This is a genomic window from Pseudogulbenkiania sp. FW507-F1 (assembly GCF_058781125.1).
In genome coordinates, this window is record NZ_JBYSWM010000046.1 from 1 (window position 1) to 15,710 (window position 15,710).

Consider the following 15,710-nt stretch of genomic DNA (forward strand, 5'->3'; position numbering starts at 1 on the left):
TGCCGTGTGAAAGTAGGACACCGCCAGACTCCCCTTATAAAAGCCCAGCTCATCCGAGCTGGGCTTTTTGTATTGGGGCGACGGAATGCATCCCTGGCCTCCGCCGTGTTACCGGCAAGGCGGTGCTTGGGGGCGGCGCTGGCTTCTCATTCCCCCTCCGCAGACGGCAAGAAAAAAGGCCGAAGAACCGGTCATGACGTCCCGTCAGCGCGGTACACCAATAAAACTCTGATCGTATGGTGGATCGAAAATGCAGCCCCGCCTCGCCTCCCTGACGGTGACGTGCACCATTACCTCGAGGTCGGCGTGGTGGCACAGCATCTCGATCATGGACGACAGCGCCGATCGATTTTTGGCTGTTCGGGCAAGTTTGCTGGTGCCGGTGGCTTTAGCGCTACTTCCCATTCCCCGGCTTTTTCCCCTCTTTGTTTTTGTTGCCTTGTTCCCATCCCAATATTTTCGTCTACAACGATAGGGCGTTGTTCGTTGCCTTCATGCAACATTTGACGCGTTGCTCGCTGGGCACTTGCGCTCGTTTTCACCGATTTTCCAGCTTTCCTGACGTGTCGCCGCTATATTTCGCCAAGGTTAAAAAATAATGTATACAATAGGCAAAAATTCATTGTTAGCCAAAGCTGATACATAGAGCAGGAGTTCAAGATGCAATTCGAGGTGTTTGCCCATACCCAGTCGCCTCTCCGGGACGCGATCACCGCGGCGTACCGCCGGGACGAGCGGGAGTGTGTACAGGCTTTGCTGCCGCAGGCGGCGATGAGCGAGGCGGAGGTGCGTACGGCTCAGGATCTGGCGCGTCGTCTGGTGTCGCGTGTTCGCAAGGAGCGGACCCGGGCCAGCGGGGTGGACGCCTTGATGCACGAGTTTTCGTTGTCGAGCCAGGAGGGGATCGCCCTGATGTGCCTGGCCGAAGCGCTGCTGCGCATTCCCGACAAGGAGACGGCCGATCGCCTGATCCGCGACAAGATCAGCAAGGGTGACTGGAGTGCTCACCTGGGCAATAGCTCGTCGTTGTTCGTCAACGCGGCGGCATGGGGCTTGCTGGTGACCGGCAAGCTGGTGGCGTCTCACAGTGCGAAAGGGTTGTCGGCGGCGATGACCAAGCTGATCGCCAAGGGTGGCGAGCCGCTGATCCGCAAGGGTGTGGACATGGCGATGCGCATGCTGGGCAAGCAGTTCGTGACCGGCGAGACCATCGGCGAGGCGCTGGACAACGGTGTCGAGCGCGAGTCGCGAGGCTACCGTTTCAGCTACGACATGCTGGGCGAGGCGGCGATGACCGAGGAGGACGCGCAGCGCTATCTCGACGATTACGTGATGGCGATCCACGCCATCGGCAAGGCGTCCAACGGCCGTGGCGTCTACCAGGGGCCGGGTATTTCGGTGAAACTGTCCGCCATCCATCCGCGCTACGCCCGCGCCAAGCATGAGCGCATGATGGGCGAGCTGCTGCCGCGCCTGAAGCAGCTGTTCCTGCAGGCCAAAGAATACAATATCGGTTTGAACATCGATGCCGAGGAGGCTGACCGCCTGGAAATCTCGATGGACCTGGTCGAGGCTTTGGCCAACGATCCGGACCTGGCCGGTTTCGAGGGCATCGGTATCGTGGTGCAGGCCTATCAGAAGCGCTGTCCTTATGTCATCGACTTCCTGATCGATCTGGCGCGCCGCACCAAGCATCGTTTCATGGTCCGTCTGGTGAAGGGCGCCTACTGGGATGCCGAGATCAAGCGCGCTCAGGTGGATGGCCTGCCGGGCTACCCGGTGTACACGCGCAAGGTTTACACCGACGTGTCCTACCTGGCCTGCGCCAAGAAGCTGCTGTCGGCCCAGGACGCGATCTATCCGCAGTTCGCCACGCACAACGCCTACAGCCTGTCGGCCATTCACACGCTGGCCGGTGACAAGGATTATGAATTCCAGTGCCTGCACGGCATGGGCGAAACGCTGTACGACCAGGTGGTCGGTTCGGCCAACCTGGGCCGAGCCTGCCGTATCTATGCCCCGGTGGGCTCGCACGAAACGCTGCTGGCGTACCTGGTGCGCCGTCTGCTGGAAAACGGTGCCAACTCGTCGTTCGTCAACCGCATTGTCGACGAGTCGGTCTCGATCGACGAACTGGTGGGCGATCCGGTGGCCGAGGCGGCGCGTCATGGTGGCCAGCCGCATGCCAAGATTGCTTTGCCGCTGGAACTGTACGGTAGCGAGCGGGCCAATTCGCGTGGCCTCGACCTGTCCAACGAGCAGCTGCTGGCAACCTTGCAGATGGGCCTGATCGACTCCGAAAAACAGAGCTGGCAGGCTTGCCCGTTGCTGGGCGATGGCGAGGTGACCAGCGCCGAGCCGCTGCCGGTGCGCAATCCGGCCGATCGCAACGACGTTGTCGGCCAGGTGTATGAAGCGACCGAGGCCGACGTGGCACATGCGCTGGATCTGGCCGAAAGCGCTGCCGCGGCGTGGGCCGGCACGCCGGTGGCCGAACGCGCCGCCTGCCTCGAGCGCATGGCGACGCTGATGGAAGACAATATGCCGGCGCTGATGGGGCTGGCGGTGCGCGAGGCCGGCAAGACGCTGACCAACGCGATTGCCGAGGTGCGTGAGGCGGTCGACTTCTGCCGCTACTACGCCGCCCAGATCCGTGCCGAGTTCAAGAACGACAGCCATGCGCCGCTGGGGCCGGTGGTGTGTATCAGCCCGTGGAACTTCCCGCTGGCGATCTTTACCGGCGAGGTGAGCGCGGCGCTGGCCGCCGGCAACCCGGTGCTGGCCAAGCCGGCCGAGCAGACCAGCCTGATCGCGGCGTTTGCCGTGCGCCTGTTCCACGAGGCCGGCGTGCCGTGCCAAGTGCTGCAATTGCTGCCGGGCCGAGGCGAGGTGGTCGGTGCGGCGCTGACGCGTGACCCGCGCATTCAAGGGGTGATCTTCACCGGCTCGACCGAAGTGGCGCAGATCATCCACCGCACCCTGGCCCAACGTGGCGGCGAGGTACCGTTGGTGGCGGAGACCGGCGGCCAGAACGCGATGATCGTCGACAGCTCGGCGCTGCCGGAGCAGGTGGTGACCGATGTGCTGTCCTCGGCCTTCGATTCGGCGGGCCAGCGCTGTTCGGCGCTACGTGTGCTCTACCTGCAAAGCGACATCGCCGACAAGGTGATCCGCATGATCAAGGGGGCGATGGACGAGCTGACCGTGGGCAATCCGGCGCACCTCACTACCGATGTGGGGCCGGTGATCGATGCCGAGGCCCAGCAGAACCTGCTGGCGCACATCGAGAAGATGAAGCCGCGCGCGCGCTGGACCTATCAGACCAAGTTGGCCGAAGATGCCGGGCAGGGTACCTTCGTGCCGCCGACGATGTTCGAAATCGACAGCCTGAAAGACCTGACGCGCGAGGTGTTCGGCCCGGTGCTGCATGTGTTGCGCTTCGAGGCATCCGACATCGACCGCGTGGTGGACGAGATCAACAGCACCGGCTATGGTCTGACCCACGGCATCCACAGCCGTATCGACGAGACCATCGACCGCATCGTGTCGCGCATCAAGGTCGGCAACGTCTACGTCAACCGTAACATTGTCGGTGCGGTGGTCGGGGTGCAGCCGTTCGGCGGCGAGGGCAAGTCCGGCACCGGTCCGAAGGCGGGTGGGCCGTTCTATCTGTATCGTCTGACCCGTGCCAAGTGGCAGCCGGCGCTGAAGCTGACCCCGCAACCGGCTGAGCTGCCGGCGCTGCAGAAGCTCGACGCCGAGCTGGGTGGATTCGGGCTGGATGCGTCGACCCAGTCCCGCCTGCGTCAGGCGCTGGGCGAGGCGAGCCGGCACACACCGCTGGCGCATGCGGTGGAACTGCCGGGGCCGACCGGCGAGAATAACGGGTTGCTGTTTGCTCCGCGCGGTAAGATCGGTTGCGTGGCGTCCTCGACCGAAGGTCTGCTGCAGCAGTTGATCGCGGTGTTTGCCACCGGCAACCGGGCTGTGCTGGAGGATGGCGAGGGTGCACGCAAGCTGGCCGCGAAGCTGAACGGTTACGTCGAGTTGAGCCGCGATGTGGCCGAAGCCGAGGTGGCCGGGGTGCTGTTTGCCGGCGAGACCGCGGCGGCGGATCAGTTGCAGCGCCGTCTGGCCGCGCGTGACGGCGCGCTGATCCAGCTGCTGGCCGTGGAACCGGGCGCTATCAACTTGCACCGGCTGGTGGTGGAACGTGCCGTTAGCGTAAATACCACGGCTGCCGGCGGAAATGCCAGCCTGATGAGCATGGGAGACTGATCGGGCTTGTCATTGGGTGGCGGCGTTGGAATAATGCCGCCACACGTTTTACAAAGCGTTTTCTATTAACTGCAGTGACATCTACGCCACGTTACCCCATGGTGTGGGAAAAAATCCTGACTACAAACAGAGGAAAAACGATGCAAGTGACCAAGCTGACCACGATCTCGTTCGCCGTAGCTGCCGCCCTCGCGGTATCCGCCTGCGGCAAAAAAGAAGAACCGGCTGCCGAGCAGGCTGCCGGTGGCGCCCCGGCTGCCGAAACGGTCAAGATCGGCTTTGCTGCCCCGCTGACTGGCCCGCAGGCCCACTACGGTGAGGAATACAAGAACGGCGTAACGCTGGCGATCGAAGACGCCAACGCCGAGAAGCCGACCATCGGTGGCAAACCGGTAACCTTCGAGCTGGATGCCCAGGACGACCAGGCTGACCCGAAGACCGCTACCCAGCTGGCCCAGAAGTTTGTGGACGACAAGGTGGTCGGTATCATTGGCCACTTCAACTCCGGTTGCGCCATCCCGGCCTCCAAAATCTATTCCGATGCCGGTATTCCGATGATCGCCATGGCGACGTCGCCGGTGTTCACCGCCCAGGGCTTCAAGAACACCTTCCGTTCGATGACCTCCGACACCCAGCAGGGTAGCGTGATGGGCAAGTTCGTGGTGGATACCCTGAAGGCCAAGAAGGTCGTTATCGTTGACGATCGCACGGCCTATGGCCAAGGCCTGGCCGACGAGTTCGAAAAGGCGGTCAAGGCAGCCGGTGGTGAAGTCGTCAAGCGCGAATTCACCAACGACAAGGCCACCGACTTTGCCGCCATTCTTACCTCGATCAAGGGAGTGAGCCCGGACGTGGTCTTCTACGGTGGTGCCGACGCCCAGTCCGCCCCGATGGCCAAGCAGATGAAGCGTCTGGGTCTGAAGGCCCCGTTGATCTCGGGCGAGATGACGAAGACCCCGACCTTCCTGCAACTGGCCGGCAAGGAAGCCGAAGGCTCGATCGCCTCCCTGGCCGGTCTGCCGCTGGACCAGATGCCGAAGGGCAAGGACTATGAAGCCCGCTACAAGGCGCGCTTCAAGATGGACGTCGCCACTTATTCCCCGTACGGCTACGATGCGACCCGTGCCCTGATCCAGGCCATGAAAGACGCCAACTCTTCCGATCCGAAGGCGTACATGCCGGTTCTGGCCAAGATCAAGTACTCTGGCGTGACGTCGTCCAACTGGACCTACGATGACAAGGGTGACCTGAAGGATGGTGGCATCACCGTCTACAAGGTGGAAGGCGGCCAGTGGAAGGTCATGCAGACCATCGGTGGTGGGGCGGCCCCGGCTGCTCCGGCCGCCGCTTCGGCTGCTCAGTAATCCTTCCTGGCTCAGGAAACCGCAACGGCGCAGTGTATACTGCGCCGTTTTTTCATTGGAGAACGATCATGGCCCATCAGGATGTCGACGATCTGATCCGCCGTTTGCCCAAGACCGAACTGCACCTGCATATCGAGGGCACGCTGGAGCCGGAAATGATGTTCGCGCTGGCGCAGCGCAACGGCATCAGCCTGCCCTACGCCAGCGTCGAGGCGCTGCGCGCCGCCTACGATTTCAGCAACCTGCAGTCCTTTCTCGACCTTTACTACGCCGGGGCCGGCGTGCTGCAGACGCGGCAGGACTTCTACGAGCTGACCCGCGCCTACCTGCAGCGTGCCCACGCCGACAACGTCGTGCACGTCGAGATTTTCTTCGACCCGCAGACGCACACCGCACGCGGCATTCCCTTCGCGACCGTGCTGGACGGCATCCGCGAAGCGCTGGACGAGGCCGGCCGCGAGTGGGGCATGAGCTCGCGCCTGATCCTGTCCTTCCTGCGTCACCTGTCCGAGGACGAGGGCTTCGCCACCCTGGCCGAGGCCTTGCCGCACCTCGACCGGATCGACGGCTTCGGGCTCGATTCGAGCGAGCTGGGCCATCCGCCGTCCAAGTTCGCCATGCTGTTCGCCCGTTGCCACGAGCTGGGCAAGCCGTGCGTGGCGCACGCCGGCGAGGAGGGGCCGCCCGAGTACGTGTGGGAGGCGCTGGAACTGCTCAAGGTCTGCCGGATCGATCACGGTGTGCGCAGCCTGGAAGACCCGGCACTGGTGAAAAGGTTGGCCGAAGCCGGGATGCCGTTGACGGTGTGCCCGTTGTCCAACATGCGCCTGAAGGTGGTGGACGAGCTGGCCAGACACAATCTGCGCCAGCTGCTGCAGGCGGGCCTGAAGGCGATGGTGAATTCCGACGACCCGGCCTATTTCGGCGGCTATCTCAACGCCAACCTGCTGGCCTGCCGCCAGGCGCTCGATCTGAGCGCGGACGAGGTGGTGACGCTGGTCAACAATAGCTTCGAGGCGAGCTGGCTCGCCGAGGATGACAAGCAGCGCTGGCTGGCCGAGGTGAAGCGTATTCACGCGGAGTGGCTGGCGGCCTGATGGGGTCTTGGCATCGCGGGTTGGCCGAAGCGGCTTTCGGCCAACCTTCGTTATTGCCCGAGTGCGGCCAGCAGCGTGGCACAATCGGTGACGGAGCAGTACTCGCCGTCCAGGTTGGCCAGGCTCATCGCGTGCACCTCGTCGGCGCTGCGCTCGACGCCGTTCCAGTCGCGGCGGTTGAAGGTGAAGCAGCCGTCCGCCGGCAGTTGCACGCGAAAGCCGAGGTTGCCGGCCATGCGCACGGTGGCCTCGATCGAGTTGTTGGTGATGACCCCGAGCACCACCAGCGAGTGCAGGCCGGCGCGACGCAGGCGCTGTTCGAGATTGGTGCCGACGAAGGCGTTGTTGGTGTGCTTGGCGATGATCAGTTCGTCCGCTTGCGGCTCGAAGCCTGCCTTGAAGGCGTGCCCCGGCTGACCGGGGCGATAGTGCGAGCCGGTTTCCAGCGAGTCGTGGCGCACGTGAATCACCGGCCAGCCGCGCTGGCGCCAACGCGTCAGCAGCGCCTGCATGCGGGTTTCGGCGTGCGGGTTGTTGCGCACCCCCCAGTCGGGGTGGTCGATGGCGCGTTGCAGGTCGATCAGCAACAGCGTACTGGGGGCGGGCAGGGCGATCGCGGTCATGGGGCTGCTCCGGGATGGGGCGTTCCAGCATAAGCGATGCCTCATGCCCTGTCATGGCAACAGGGCCCGGCCACCTCGCCCGAGGCGTTGCCTTCTGTCCGCGACCATGTCCAAAATTTCTCCGGAGGATGCCGATGAGCACCAGCAAGCCGATTCCATCGCCTTGCATCCAGCAATGCCGGCTCGACGACGCCGGCCAGAGCTGTCTCGGCTGCCGCCGCACGCTGGACGAGATTGCCGGCTGGTCGGGCTTCGACGAGATGCAGAAGCAGGCGGTATGGGCCCGGCTGCTGGCCTTGCCGCTACCGGTGGTCGGCAAGCACTGCCAGCGCTGCGGGGCGGCGTTCCGGTGTGGCCAAGGCGGGCCGGGTGGGGGCTGCTGGTGCAGCGCGCTGCCGGCGGTGCTGCCGCTCGTGCCGAGCGGTGGCGATTGCCTGTGCCCCTCCTGCCTGCGCGACACCCTGCGCCAAGCCTACGCCGCGCGCGGCTTGTCCGCACCGTTCTGAGCACCACCGTCGTCGTATGGCCCGATGCGGGCAGGGTCACCGCCGGCTGCCCGTGCGCGTATCATCCGCCGCCCGATATTTCCTGCCGGCACGCCTTGTTCCGGCCGCTGTCGGCGGTGCCATCTGCTAGCTTTAAAGTGAACACCAAAGCGTAGTGCGATGGCGCAAGCCGGACAGGAGGGTGTGATGGACATGATCGAATGGCGCCTGCAGGGCGTCGAGTTTGCCACCTGCAATTGCAACTGGGGCTGCCCCTGCCAGTTCAGTTCGCCGCCGACGCAGGGTAAATGCGAGGCGGTGGTGTCGATGCGTATCGACCAGGGACAGTTTGGCGAGGTCAACCTGGACGGCTTGTGCTGGGTCGGCGTCTTCGCCTGGCCCGGTGCCATCCACCAGGGTAACGGCAGCTGCCAGCTCTATATCGAAGACAAGGCCAATCCGGCGCAGCGTGAGGCGCTGCTGACCATTCTTTCCGGGCAGCATTCCGACCCTGGCGCCAACGTGTTCCAGATCTTCAGCACCACGCTGAGCCAGTTGTACGAGCCGCAGTTCGTGCCGATCTCGTTTGCGGTCGACCCCGATAACCGGCTGGCCACGACGTCGATTGCCGGCGTGCTGGAGGCAAGCGGCGAGCCGATTCACAACCCGGTGACCGGCATGGCGCAGCGGGCGCGCTTGACGTTGCCGGACGGCTTCGAGTTCACCGAGGCCGAGATGGGCAGCGGCCGCTTCGCCACCCACGGTGCCCTTGCCATTGCTTCCCCGAAAGGGCATGCGCACTTCGCGCGCCTGCACATGACGGGCCACGGTGTGGTGCGCTGAACCCGTGTCGATGAACGGCATGCCGCCATCCGAACCGGCCGCAGCCGCGCCGCCGCAGCGCGGCCGGCTGCGCCCGGAGCCGTGGCCGGTGTTGCTGTGCCTGCTCGGGGTGGCCGGGCTGGCCTGGCTGGCGCTGTGGCGACTGAGCCAGAACATGCCGGCGATGGGCATGGCGGGGATGGCCGGCATGGTGATGACCGGGCCGATGGCGATGCCGTGGCAGCCGGCCGACTTCCTGCTGACCTGGGCCATGTGGGCGACGATGATGGTCGGCATGATGCTGCCCAGCGCCTTGCCGATGATCCTGTTCTACCAGCTGGTGGCGGGCCAGCGGCAGTCGCGCCGTGCCGCCGCCGGGCAGGTGGCGCTGTTCTCCTCCGCCTACCTGCTGGTGTGGAGCGGCTTCAGCATCGCCGCCACGGCGCTGCAATGGGCGCTGGACCAGGCCGCCCTGCTGACACCCGAACTCGCCAGTGCCAATGTCTGGCTAGGCGGCGGCATCCTAATGCTGGCGGGGGTCTACCAGTGGCTGCCGCTCAAGCAGGCCTGCCTCGGCCATTGCCGCTCTCCGCTGGGTTTCGTCATGGGGCACTGGCGTCCCGGTGCCGCCGGGGCGCTGCGCATGGGGTTGCTGCATGGCCTGTACTGCCTGGGCTGCTGCTGGGCGGTGATGGGGCTGCTGTTCGTGGTCGGGGTGATGAACCTGCTGTGGGTGGCGCTGCTCAGCGTCTTCGTGCTGTTGGAAAAACTGCTGCCGCTCGGCCGTTGGGGAGGGCGCCTGAGCGGTGCCCTGCTGATGGCTTGGGGGGCGGTGCTCTGGCTGCACTGAGTCCGCCACGATGTCTCCGGAGAGCCCCCTTGCTGCCGCCAATCACGGACCAGATGGCCTGAGCGACACCGAGGCCGCCGCGACGCTGGCCCGGGTCGGTCCCAACACCCTGTTTGTCGAACCGCGTCGTACCTTGTGGCGGCTGACGTGCGAAATCCTGCGCGAACCGATGTTCCTGCTGCTCTTGGTGGCGGGGTCGATCTACCTGCTGCTGGGCGATGTTCGCGAGGCGCTGCTGTTGCTGGGGTTCGTGCTGGTCATCGTGCTGATGACGGTGCTGCAGGAGCGGCGCACCGAGCGCGTGCTGGAAACCCTGCGCGAACTGGCGAGCCCGCGCGCCGTGGTGCGCCGTGGCGGGGTGCAGAAAGCCGTCGCCGCCTCCGAGCTGGTGCCGGGCGATATCGTGTTGATCGGCGAAGGTGACCGGGTGCCGGCCGATGGCGAACTGCTGGTGGCCAACGAGCTGTCGCTCGACGAGTCGCTGCTGAGCGGCGAATCGGTGCCGGTGCGCAAGCTGGCGGGTCTCGCCGGCACGAGCCGGGCCGGTGGCCCGGGGGGCGACGATACGCCCTTTGCCTACGCCGGTTCGCAGGTGGTGCAGGGGCAGGGGGTGATGCGGGTTTGTGCCACCGGCCTCGAGACCGAGCTGGGCAAGATCGGCAAGATGCTGGGCACGATCGAGCAGCCCATCTCCCCGCTTCAGCAGGAAACGCGTCGTTTTGTCCGCGAGCTGGCCATCTATGGGCTGATGTTGAGCCTGGTCGTGCTGGTGTTGTACGGGATCACCCGCGGCGACTGGCTCGCGGGTCTGCTGGCCGGCATCACGCTGGCGATGGGCCTCTTGCCGCAGGAGTTCCCGGTGATCCTGACCGTGTTCATGGCGCTGGGCGCACGCCGTCTGGCCCATGACCGTGTGCTGACACGGCGCCTCAACGCCATCGAGACGCTGGGGCAGACCAGCGTGCTGTGCGTCGACAAGACCGGCACCCTGACCCATAACCGCATGGCGGTGCGCCAGCTCTACGTCGACGGCCGCACGCTGGTGGTCGACGACGCCCTCTCCACGCTCGACGAGCCTTACCACGAACTGCTCGAATACCTGATCCTGGCCAGCGAGATCGACCCGATCGACCCGATGGAGCGGGCCTTTCACCACTTCGGCCATAGCTACCTGGCCGGCACCGAGCACCTGCGTCCGGACTGGGCGCTGACCCAGGAGTACGAGCTGACGCCGCAGTTGCAGGCCATGAGCCACGGCTGGATCGCGCCGGACCGCGACTACTACCCGGTCGCCAGCAAGGGCGCGCCGGAGGCCGTGTTCGACCTGTGCCACCTGCCCGAGGCGCAGTGCGTGCAACTGCTGCGCGAGGTCGAAACGTTGGCCGAACAAGGCCTGCGCGTGCTGGCGGTGGCCAAGGCCCGCCATGACGGCGTGGAATGGCCGGAGAGGCAGCACGATTTCGATTTCGAATTCCTCGGTCTGGTCGGCCTGGCCGACCCGGTCCGTACCGAGGTGCCCGAGGCCATCGCCCAGTGCCGCGAGGCCGGGGTGCGGCTGGTGATGATCACCGGCGACTATCCCGTCACGGCGCAGGCGGTGGCACGCCAGGCCGGCATCGACGATGCCCTGGTGGTCAGCGGCGACATGATGGAGCAACTGGACGACGCGGCTCTGCGCGGCGTGGTGCAGCAGGCCGAGGTCTTTGCCCGCGTGCGGCCGCACCAGAAGCTGCGCCTGGTCGAGGCGCTCAAGGCCAACGGCGAGGTGGTGGCGATGACCGGCGACGGCGTCAACGATGCCCCGGCGCTGCGCGCGGCGCATATCGGCATCGCCATGGGGCGGCGCGGTACCCAAGTGGCGCGCGAGGCGGCGGCGCTGATCCTGCTCGACGACAACTTCACCGCCATCGTCGCCGCGATGCGCCAGGGGCGGCGTATCTACGACAATCTGGTGAAGGCGGTCACCTACGTGATTGCCGTTCACGTTCCCCTGATCGGCCTGACCGTGGTGCCGTTGTTGCTGGGCTGGCCGCTGCTGCTGGCACCGGCGCACGTGGTGTTTCTGGAGCTGGTGATCGACCCGGTCGGCTCCATCGTGTTCGAGAACGAAGCCGCCCATCCCCGCGTGATGCGCCGTCCGCCACGGGTGGTGGGCGAGCCGCTGTTCTCGCCGCGCAGACTGGCGCGCAGTCTGTGGCAAGGGGGCGTGCTGTTTGTCGGCGTGCTGGCGCTGTATGCCGCGGCGATACGCCTGGGCAGCGCAACGGACGCGGCGCGCAGCATGGCGTTCCAGACGCTGGTGATGGGCAACCTGGGCCTGGTCTTCCGCAATCGCCACCCCGGCGCGCTGCGCCAGGAGCAGAACCGCGCCTTGTGGTGGGTGGTCGGCCTCACCCTCGCCATGCTGCTGCTGGTGACCCAGCTGGCCCCGCTGGCCGCCTTGTTCCATTTCGGAGCGGTGACGCCATGGCAGTACCTCTACTGCCTGCTCGCGGCCGGCGTCATTTATCTGCTGGCCGGGGTGGTTAGGCAAGCCAAAGACCCGCTGGGGTCCTAGCCTGTCTTAGGCGTTGCTGGCCTCGTCCCTGCCCGAGAAAGCCACACGACTCGATGCTCCGAGAGGGGGGACGGAGTTCTGATTAAGGATTCTGGCCAGATATGGTAAAAAAAGTTTTTTATGTGGGGCTTTATTTAAACAAGAAATGTAAAGTGTTTTATGTTACTAATTGGTTTGATTTGCCTCAATTTTAAATGGATGTACTTTCCATAATATTTATACGGATAACATATTATGGATGGCGGTACATCATGTTTTCGACCATTGGAAAGCGGCTGGTACTACTTATGCTAGTGCCCTTGCTGGTGTTGTCTTGTTTTTCTCTTTTGCTGATCTGGCAAAACTATACCCAGTACCAAAAAGCCAGGACGACACGGCAGCTAATGGAAGTGGCCATCTCGACGGGTAATCTGATCCACACATTACAAATAGAGCGCGGCGCATCGGCTGGTTTTTTGCAGTCACATGGAGCCAAGTTTGCCGACAAGTTACCGACCATCCGGCAAGCCTCCGATCGCAACTTGCAGGCTTATCGAGAGGCCATTTCGCAAGACCGGACGCTGCTTGACCCGTCGATGATCCAGGATGCGCAAGGGCCGTTACAGCAACTGTCGGACTGGCGTTACAAAATTACCCAGCAAACTATACTGCCGGGCGAAAGCTCGACGTATTTCACCCATACTATCGCGCAGCTGCTCAAAAATATTACCGCCTTGGGACTGCAAAACGATCAGGCCGATATCGTGCGTCGTTTACAGGCCTATCAAACGCTGATTTTGGCCAAGGAAAATGCCGGTCTGGAACGGGCATTGTCGGTGCCGGTATTTATCGGCGATCACGTGGCGTGGCCGCAGTACCGTCTGATCCTGTCCAAGATTGATAGCCAGAATATTCTGTTGGAGGTGTTCACTGCGCTGGCCAAACCGGACGAGGTGGCGGGCGTCGCCAAAGTCATGCAAAGCCCGCAAGCACGCCAGGTGCAGCAATTCCGCGATGTAATGGCGCTGCATTTCGCCGCGGGCAGCTTCGGGGTCAACGCGGAGCAGTGGTTTGTTGCCATCACCGCCAAAATCGATGCCCTGTTTACCGTCGAGCAGCAGTTGACGGCCAATATCCAGGCTCAGACGCAGGCCCAGGAGGAACTGGCGTGGCGCCAGCTGTGGTTCGTGGTCGTGGCAGGGGGAATGACCATGCTGTTGACTGCCCTGGTCGGGATGTGGGTCGGGCGCAGTATCGGCCGCCCCCTGTTGAATGTCGCCGATGCAGTCGAGCAAACCGTCGCCAACCGCGACCTGTCCCGCACGGTTTCGGCCAAGGGCGTGCTTGAAGCCCGGCAGATCGCGACCGCCTTCAACCATATGCTGCAGTCTTTCTCGCGCCTGATCCAGGATACGCAGAGTTGCGGCCAGAACATGGGGGCGGTCGCCTCGCAACTGGCAGGGAGTAGCGTGCAGGTGAAGCAAAGCGCGCAGCTACAGTTTGAAGCGACCTCTTCGGTGGCGGCCGCGGTGGAGCAGACGTCGGCCAGCATGAGCGGAGTGGCCGGTAGCGCCCGTTCGGTGATGGAACTGGTGCATCAGACCCGGACCGAAACGGGCCAGGCCCTGCACGTGATGCATGAAACCGTACAGCAGGTTCGGCAGATTGCGACCCAGATTCACGAGTCGAGCGGTAACATCAGCTTGCTCGACGACAGTTCCAAACAAATCGGCGGCATCATCAATGTCATCAAGGAGATTGCGGAGCAGACCAATCTGCTGGCGCTCAATGCGGCCATCGAGGCGGCGCGGGCCGGCGATATGGGGCGTGGTTTCGCCGTGGTGGCGGATGAGGTCAGGAGCCTGGCGGTACGCACCGCTGCGGCGACCGGTGAGATTGCCGTACTGATACAGGCGGTGCAGCAGCGCATCGATACCACCGTCAGCGGTATGCAGCGAGCCGACCAACTCTCCCAGATCAGCTTGCAGTCGGTCAGCGCCAGCGAACAGGGCTTGGGGCATATCGACGAGGGGTCGCAACGGATTTCGCAACACATGCTGAATATTGTCGGGGCGATCGAAGAGCAGGATCAGGCCTTGCGCGGCATCGCGCAGAACATCGAGCAAATCGCCAGAATGACCGAGGAAAACAGTGTTGTGGCAAACAGCAATAGCAGCCACGCCGAGAGTCTTGACCAGCTATCGGGGCGCCTGGCCCAGGCGGTCAGCCAGTACCGTATTGCCATGGTGTGAGCGCTCGATTTCCCGCCGTTTTCCCGGTGCTCGGCTAGGGGGTCCCGTCAGCGCGGGATTGTGCGTGTATCGGTCCACTCTCGCCGGTCGTTCCCCGGTAACGGCTTTGCAAGGGGGAACTGGCGTCACTCTATATCGTGGGACCGGTTTGGGATGGGCCGCAATATAAAAGGGGCATCAATCTGGAATTGATGCCCCTATGTGATGGTGCAGATGATCAGAAGTTCGGGTGGTCAAAGCTCACCGAGTGCTGCTGGAGCCGAATCCCATCGTCTTTAAGACGGTCATGGCATTTGATGAACTGCGCTACCCGTTTCTGCACCCCACGTACCCGCCAAGTCCTTACTCTTCCGGCACGTTCATCGAGTTGATGTTGAAACCGCCGTCGACGTAGGTGATCTCACCGGTGATGCCGGAGGCCAGGTCGGACAGCAGGAAGGCGGCGGTGTTGCCGACTTCTTCGGTGGTCACGTTGCGGCGCAGGCAGGACTGGTTGGCGGCGATCGACAGCAGCTTGGAGAAGCCCGAGATGCCGGAAGCGGCCAGGGTCTTGATCGGGCCGGCGGAGATGCCGTTGGCGCGGATGCCGTCCTTGCCGACGCTGGCGGCCAGGAATCGCACCGAGGCTTCCAGGCTGGCCTTGGCCAGGCCCATCACGTTGTAGTGCGGGATGGCACGCACGGCGCCGAGGTAGGACAGGGTCAGCAGGGCGCCATTGCGGCCCTTCATCATCGGGCGGGCAGCCTTGGCCAGCGCCGGGAAGCTGTAGGCAGACACGTCGTGGGCGGTGTGGAACGCTTCGCGGCTCAGGGCGTCGAGGAAGTCGCCTTCCAGCGATTCGCGCGGGGCGAAGGCGATGGCGTGCACCAGGCCGTCCAGGCCGTCCCAATCCTTGCCCAGATCCACGAACAGTTGCTCGATGTCGGCATCGTTCTGCACGTCGCAGCGGTACACCAGTTTGCTGCCGAAGTCGGCGGCCATTTCCCGCACACGGTCTTCCAACTTGTCCACCACGTAGGTGAACGCCAGTTCCGCGCCTTGACGATGACAGGCCTGGGCAATGCCGTAGGCGATGGAACGGTTGGAGATCATGCCGGTAATAAGAATTTTTTTGCCTTGCAGGAAGCCCATCTTGAGTCCTTCACGGTGTAAACAGGGCCGCATTATAACCAAGGCTGTGCCCTGCCTGACAGTCGGACGAGGCTGCAAGGTCGATTTTTTTGGTTTTCAAGCGCGGTAGCCTAGGGTAAAACAGCGACAGCATGCCGTCATGGCGCCGGGAACTGCGCCGGGCGACGACGGTTCAGAGCATTCTCGGGCCGGTCCGCCAGGGGGCGGCCGGATCAGAACAAGAAGGTGACATGCGTATTTTGCTGCTGATAGGGGGGGTGGGGGTGTTGCTG

At 63.8% G+C, this 15,710-nt stretch carries 10 protein-coding genes; 8 read left to right on the top strand and 2 right to left on the bottom strand.

What is annotated here, in order from left to right; genetic code table 11:
- The first annotated feature begins 660 nt into the window (after nucleotides 1-660).
- The 3 genes from putA (at nucleotide 661) to AC3WG5_RS18600 (ending at nucleotide 6,739) form a co-directional block, all read left to right on the top strand.
- Nucleotides 661-4,278, top strand: coding sequence for a trifunctional transcriptional regulator/proline dehydrogenase/L-glutamate gamma-semialdehyde dehydrogenase (gene putA / locus AC3WG5_RS18590; protein WP_492570176.1), 3,618 nt, complete (start codon nucleotides 661-663; stop codon nucleotides 4,276-4,278).
- 140 nt (nucleotides 4,279-4,418) lie between these two features.
- Entirely contained in the window at nucleotides 4,419-5,642 is a 1,224-nt protein-coding gene (locus AC3WG5_RS18595; RefSeq protein WP_008954251.1) for a branched-chain amino acid ABC transporter substrate-binding protein, read from the top strand.
- A gap of 68 nt (nucleotides 5,643-5,710) precedes the next feature.
- Nucleotides 5,711-6,739, top strand: coding sequence for an adenosine deaminase (locus AC3WG5_RS18600; RefSeq protein WP_492570178.1), 1,029 nt, complete (start codon nucleotides 5,711-5,713; stop codon nucleotides 6,737-6,739).
- Between the two features lie 50 nt (nucleotides 6,740-6,789).
- Here AC3WG5_RS18600 and AC3WG5_RS18605 read toward each other — a convergent pair whose 3' ends face one another.
- Nucleotides 6,790-7,362, bottom strand: coding sequence for a cysteine hydrolase family protein (locus tag AC3WG5_RS18605; protein ID WP_492570180.1), 573 nt, complete (start codon nucleotides 7,360-7,362; stop codon nucleotides 6,790-6,792).
- A 134-nt stretch (nucleotides 7,363-7,496) separates the two neighbouring features.
- On the opposite strand from AC3WG5_RS18605, the gene AC3WG5_RS18610 reads away from it, so the two are divergent.
- From AC3WG5_RS18610 to AC3WG5_RS18630, 5 genes are all read left to right on the top strand, one after another.
- A complete protein-coding gene (locus AC3WG5_RS18610) occupies nucleotides 7,497-7,868 on the top strand; it encodes a cysteine-rich CWC family protein (RefSeq protein WP_492570182.1) in 372 nt (123 codons plus the stop codon).
- Between the two features lie 186 nt (nucleotides 7,869-8,054).
- Nucleotides 8,055-8,690, top strand: a complete 636-nt coding sequence (locus AC3WG5_RS18615; protein WP_492570183.1) for a DUF1326 domain-containing protein — start codon at nucleotides 8,055-8,057, stop codon at nucleotides 8,688-8,690.
- A 19-nt stretch (nucleotides 8,691-8,709) separates the two neighbouring features.
- Nucleotides 8,710-9,519: a DUF2182 domain-containing protein gene (locus AC3WG5_RS18620; RefSeq protein ID WP_492570185.1), complete on the top strand. Its 810-nt coding sequence runs from the start codon at nucleotides 8,710-8,712 to the stop codon at nucleotides 9,517-9,519.
- A 10-nt stretch (nucleotides 9,520-9,529) separates the two neighbouring features.
- Entirely contained in the window at nucleotides 9,530-12,076 is a 2,547-nt protein-coding gene (locus AC3WG5_RS18625; protein WP_492570187.1) for a cation-translocating P-type ATPase, read from the top strand.
- A gap of 251 nt (nucleotides 12,077-12,327) precedes the next feature.
- Nucleotides 12,328-14,307: a methyl-accepting chemotaxis protein gene (locus AC3WG5_RS18630; protein ID WP_492570189.1), complete on the top strand. Its 1,980-nt coding sequence runs from the start codon at nucleotides 12,328-12,330 to the stop codon at nucleotides 14,305-14,307.
- 342 nt (nucleotides 14,308-14,649) lie between these two features.
- Here the strand turns inward: AC3WG5_RS18630 and fabI are convergent, their stop codons facing one another.
- Entirely contained in the window at nucleotides 14,650-15,438 is a 789-nt protein-coding gene (gene fabI, locus AC3WG5_RS18635) for an enoyl-ACP reductase FabI (RefSeq protein WP_008954259.1), read from the bottom strand.
- Nucleotides 15,439-15,710: the final 272 nt, after the last annotated feature.

What these genes read in the sequence shown, in the direction of transcription:
- fabI (WP_008954259.1), bottom strand. Translation starts at nt 15,438, where the DNA reads ATGGGCTTCCTGCAAGGCAAAAAAATTCTTATTACCGGCATGATCTCC.
- putA (WP_492570176.1), top strand. Translation starts at nt 661, where the DNA reads ATGCAATTCGAGGTGTTTGCCCATACCCAGTCGCCTCTCCGGGACGCG.
- AC3WG5_RS18625 (WP_492570187.1), top strand. Translation starts at nt 9,530, where the DNA reads ATGTCTCCGGAGAGCCCCCTTGCTGCCGCCAATCACGGACCAGATGGC.
- AC3WG5_RS18630 (WP_492570189.1), top strand. Translation starts at nt 12,328, where the DNA reads ATGTTTTCGACCATTGGAAAGCGGCTGGTACTACTTATGCTAGTGCCC.
- AC3WG5_RS18600 (WP_492570178.1), top strand. Translation starts at nt 5,711, where the DNA reads ATGGCCCATCAGGATGTCGACGATCTGATCCGCCGTTTGCCCAAGACC.
- AC3WG5_RS18620 (WP_492570185.1), top strand. Translation starts at nt 8,710, where the DNA reads ATGCCGCCATCCGAACCGGCCGCAGCCGCGCCGCCGCAGCGCGGCCGG.
- AC3WG5_RS18595 (WP_008954251.1), top strand. Translation starts at nt 4,419, where the DNA reads ATGCAAGTGACCAAGCTGACCACGATCTCGTTCGCCGTAGCTGCCGCC.
- AC3WG5_RS18615 (WP_492570183.1), top strand. Translation starts at nt 8,055, where the DNA reads ATGGACATGATCGAATGGCGCCTGCAGGGCGTCGAGTTTGCCACCTGC.
- AC3WG5_RS18605 (WP_492570180.1), bottom strand. Translation starts at nt 7,362, where the DNA reads ATGACCGCGATCGCCCTGCCCGCCCCCAGTACGCTGTTGCTGATCGAC.
- AC3WG5_RS18610 (WP_492570182.1), top strand. Translation starts at nt 7,497, where the DNA reads ATGAGCACCAGCAAGCCGATTCCATCGCCTTGCATCCAGCAATGCCGG.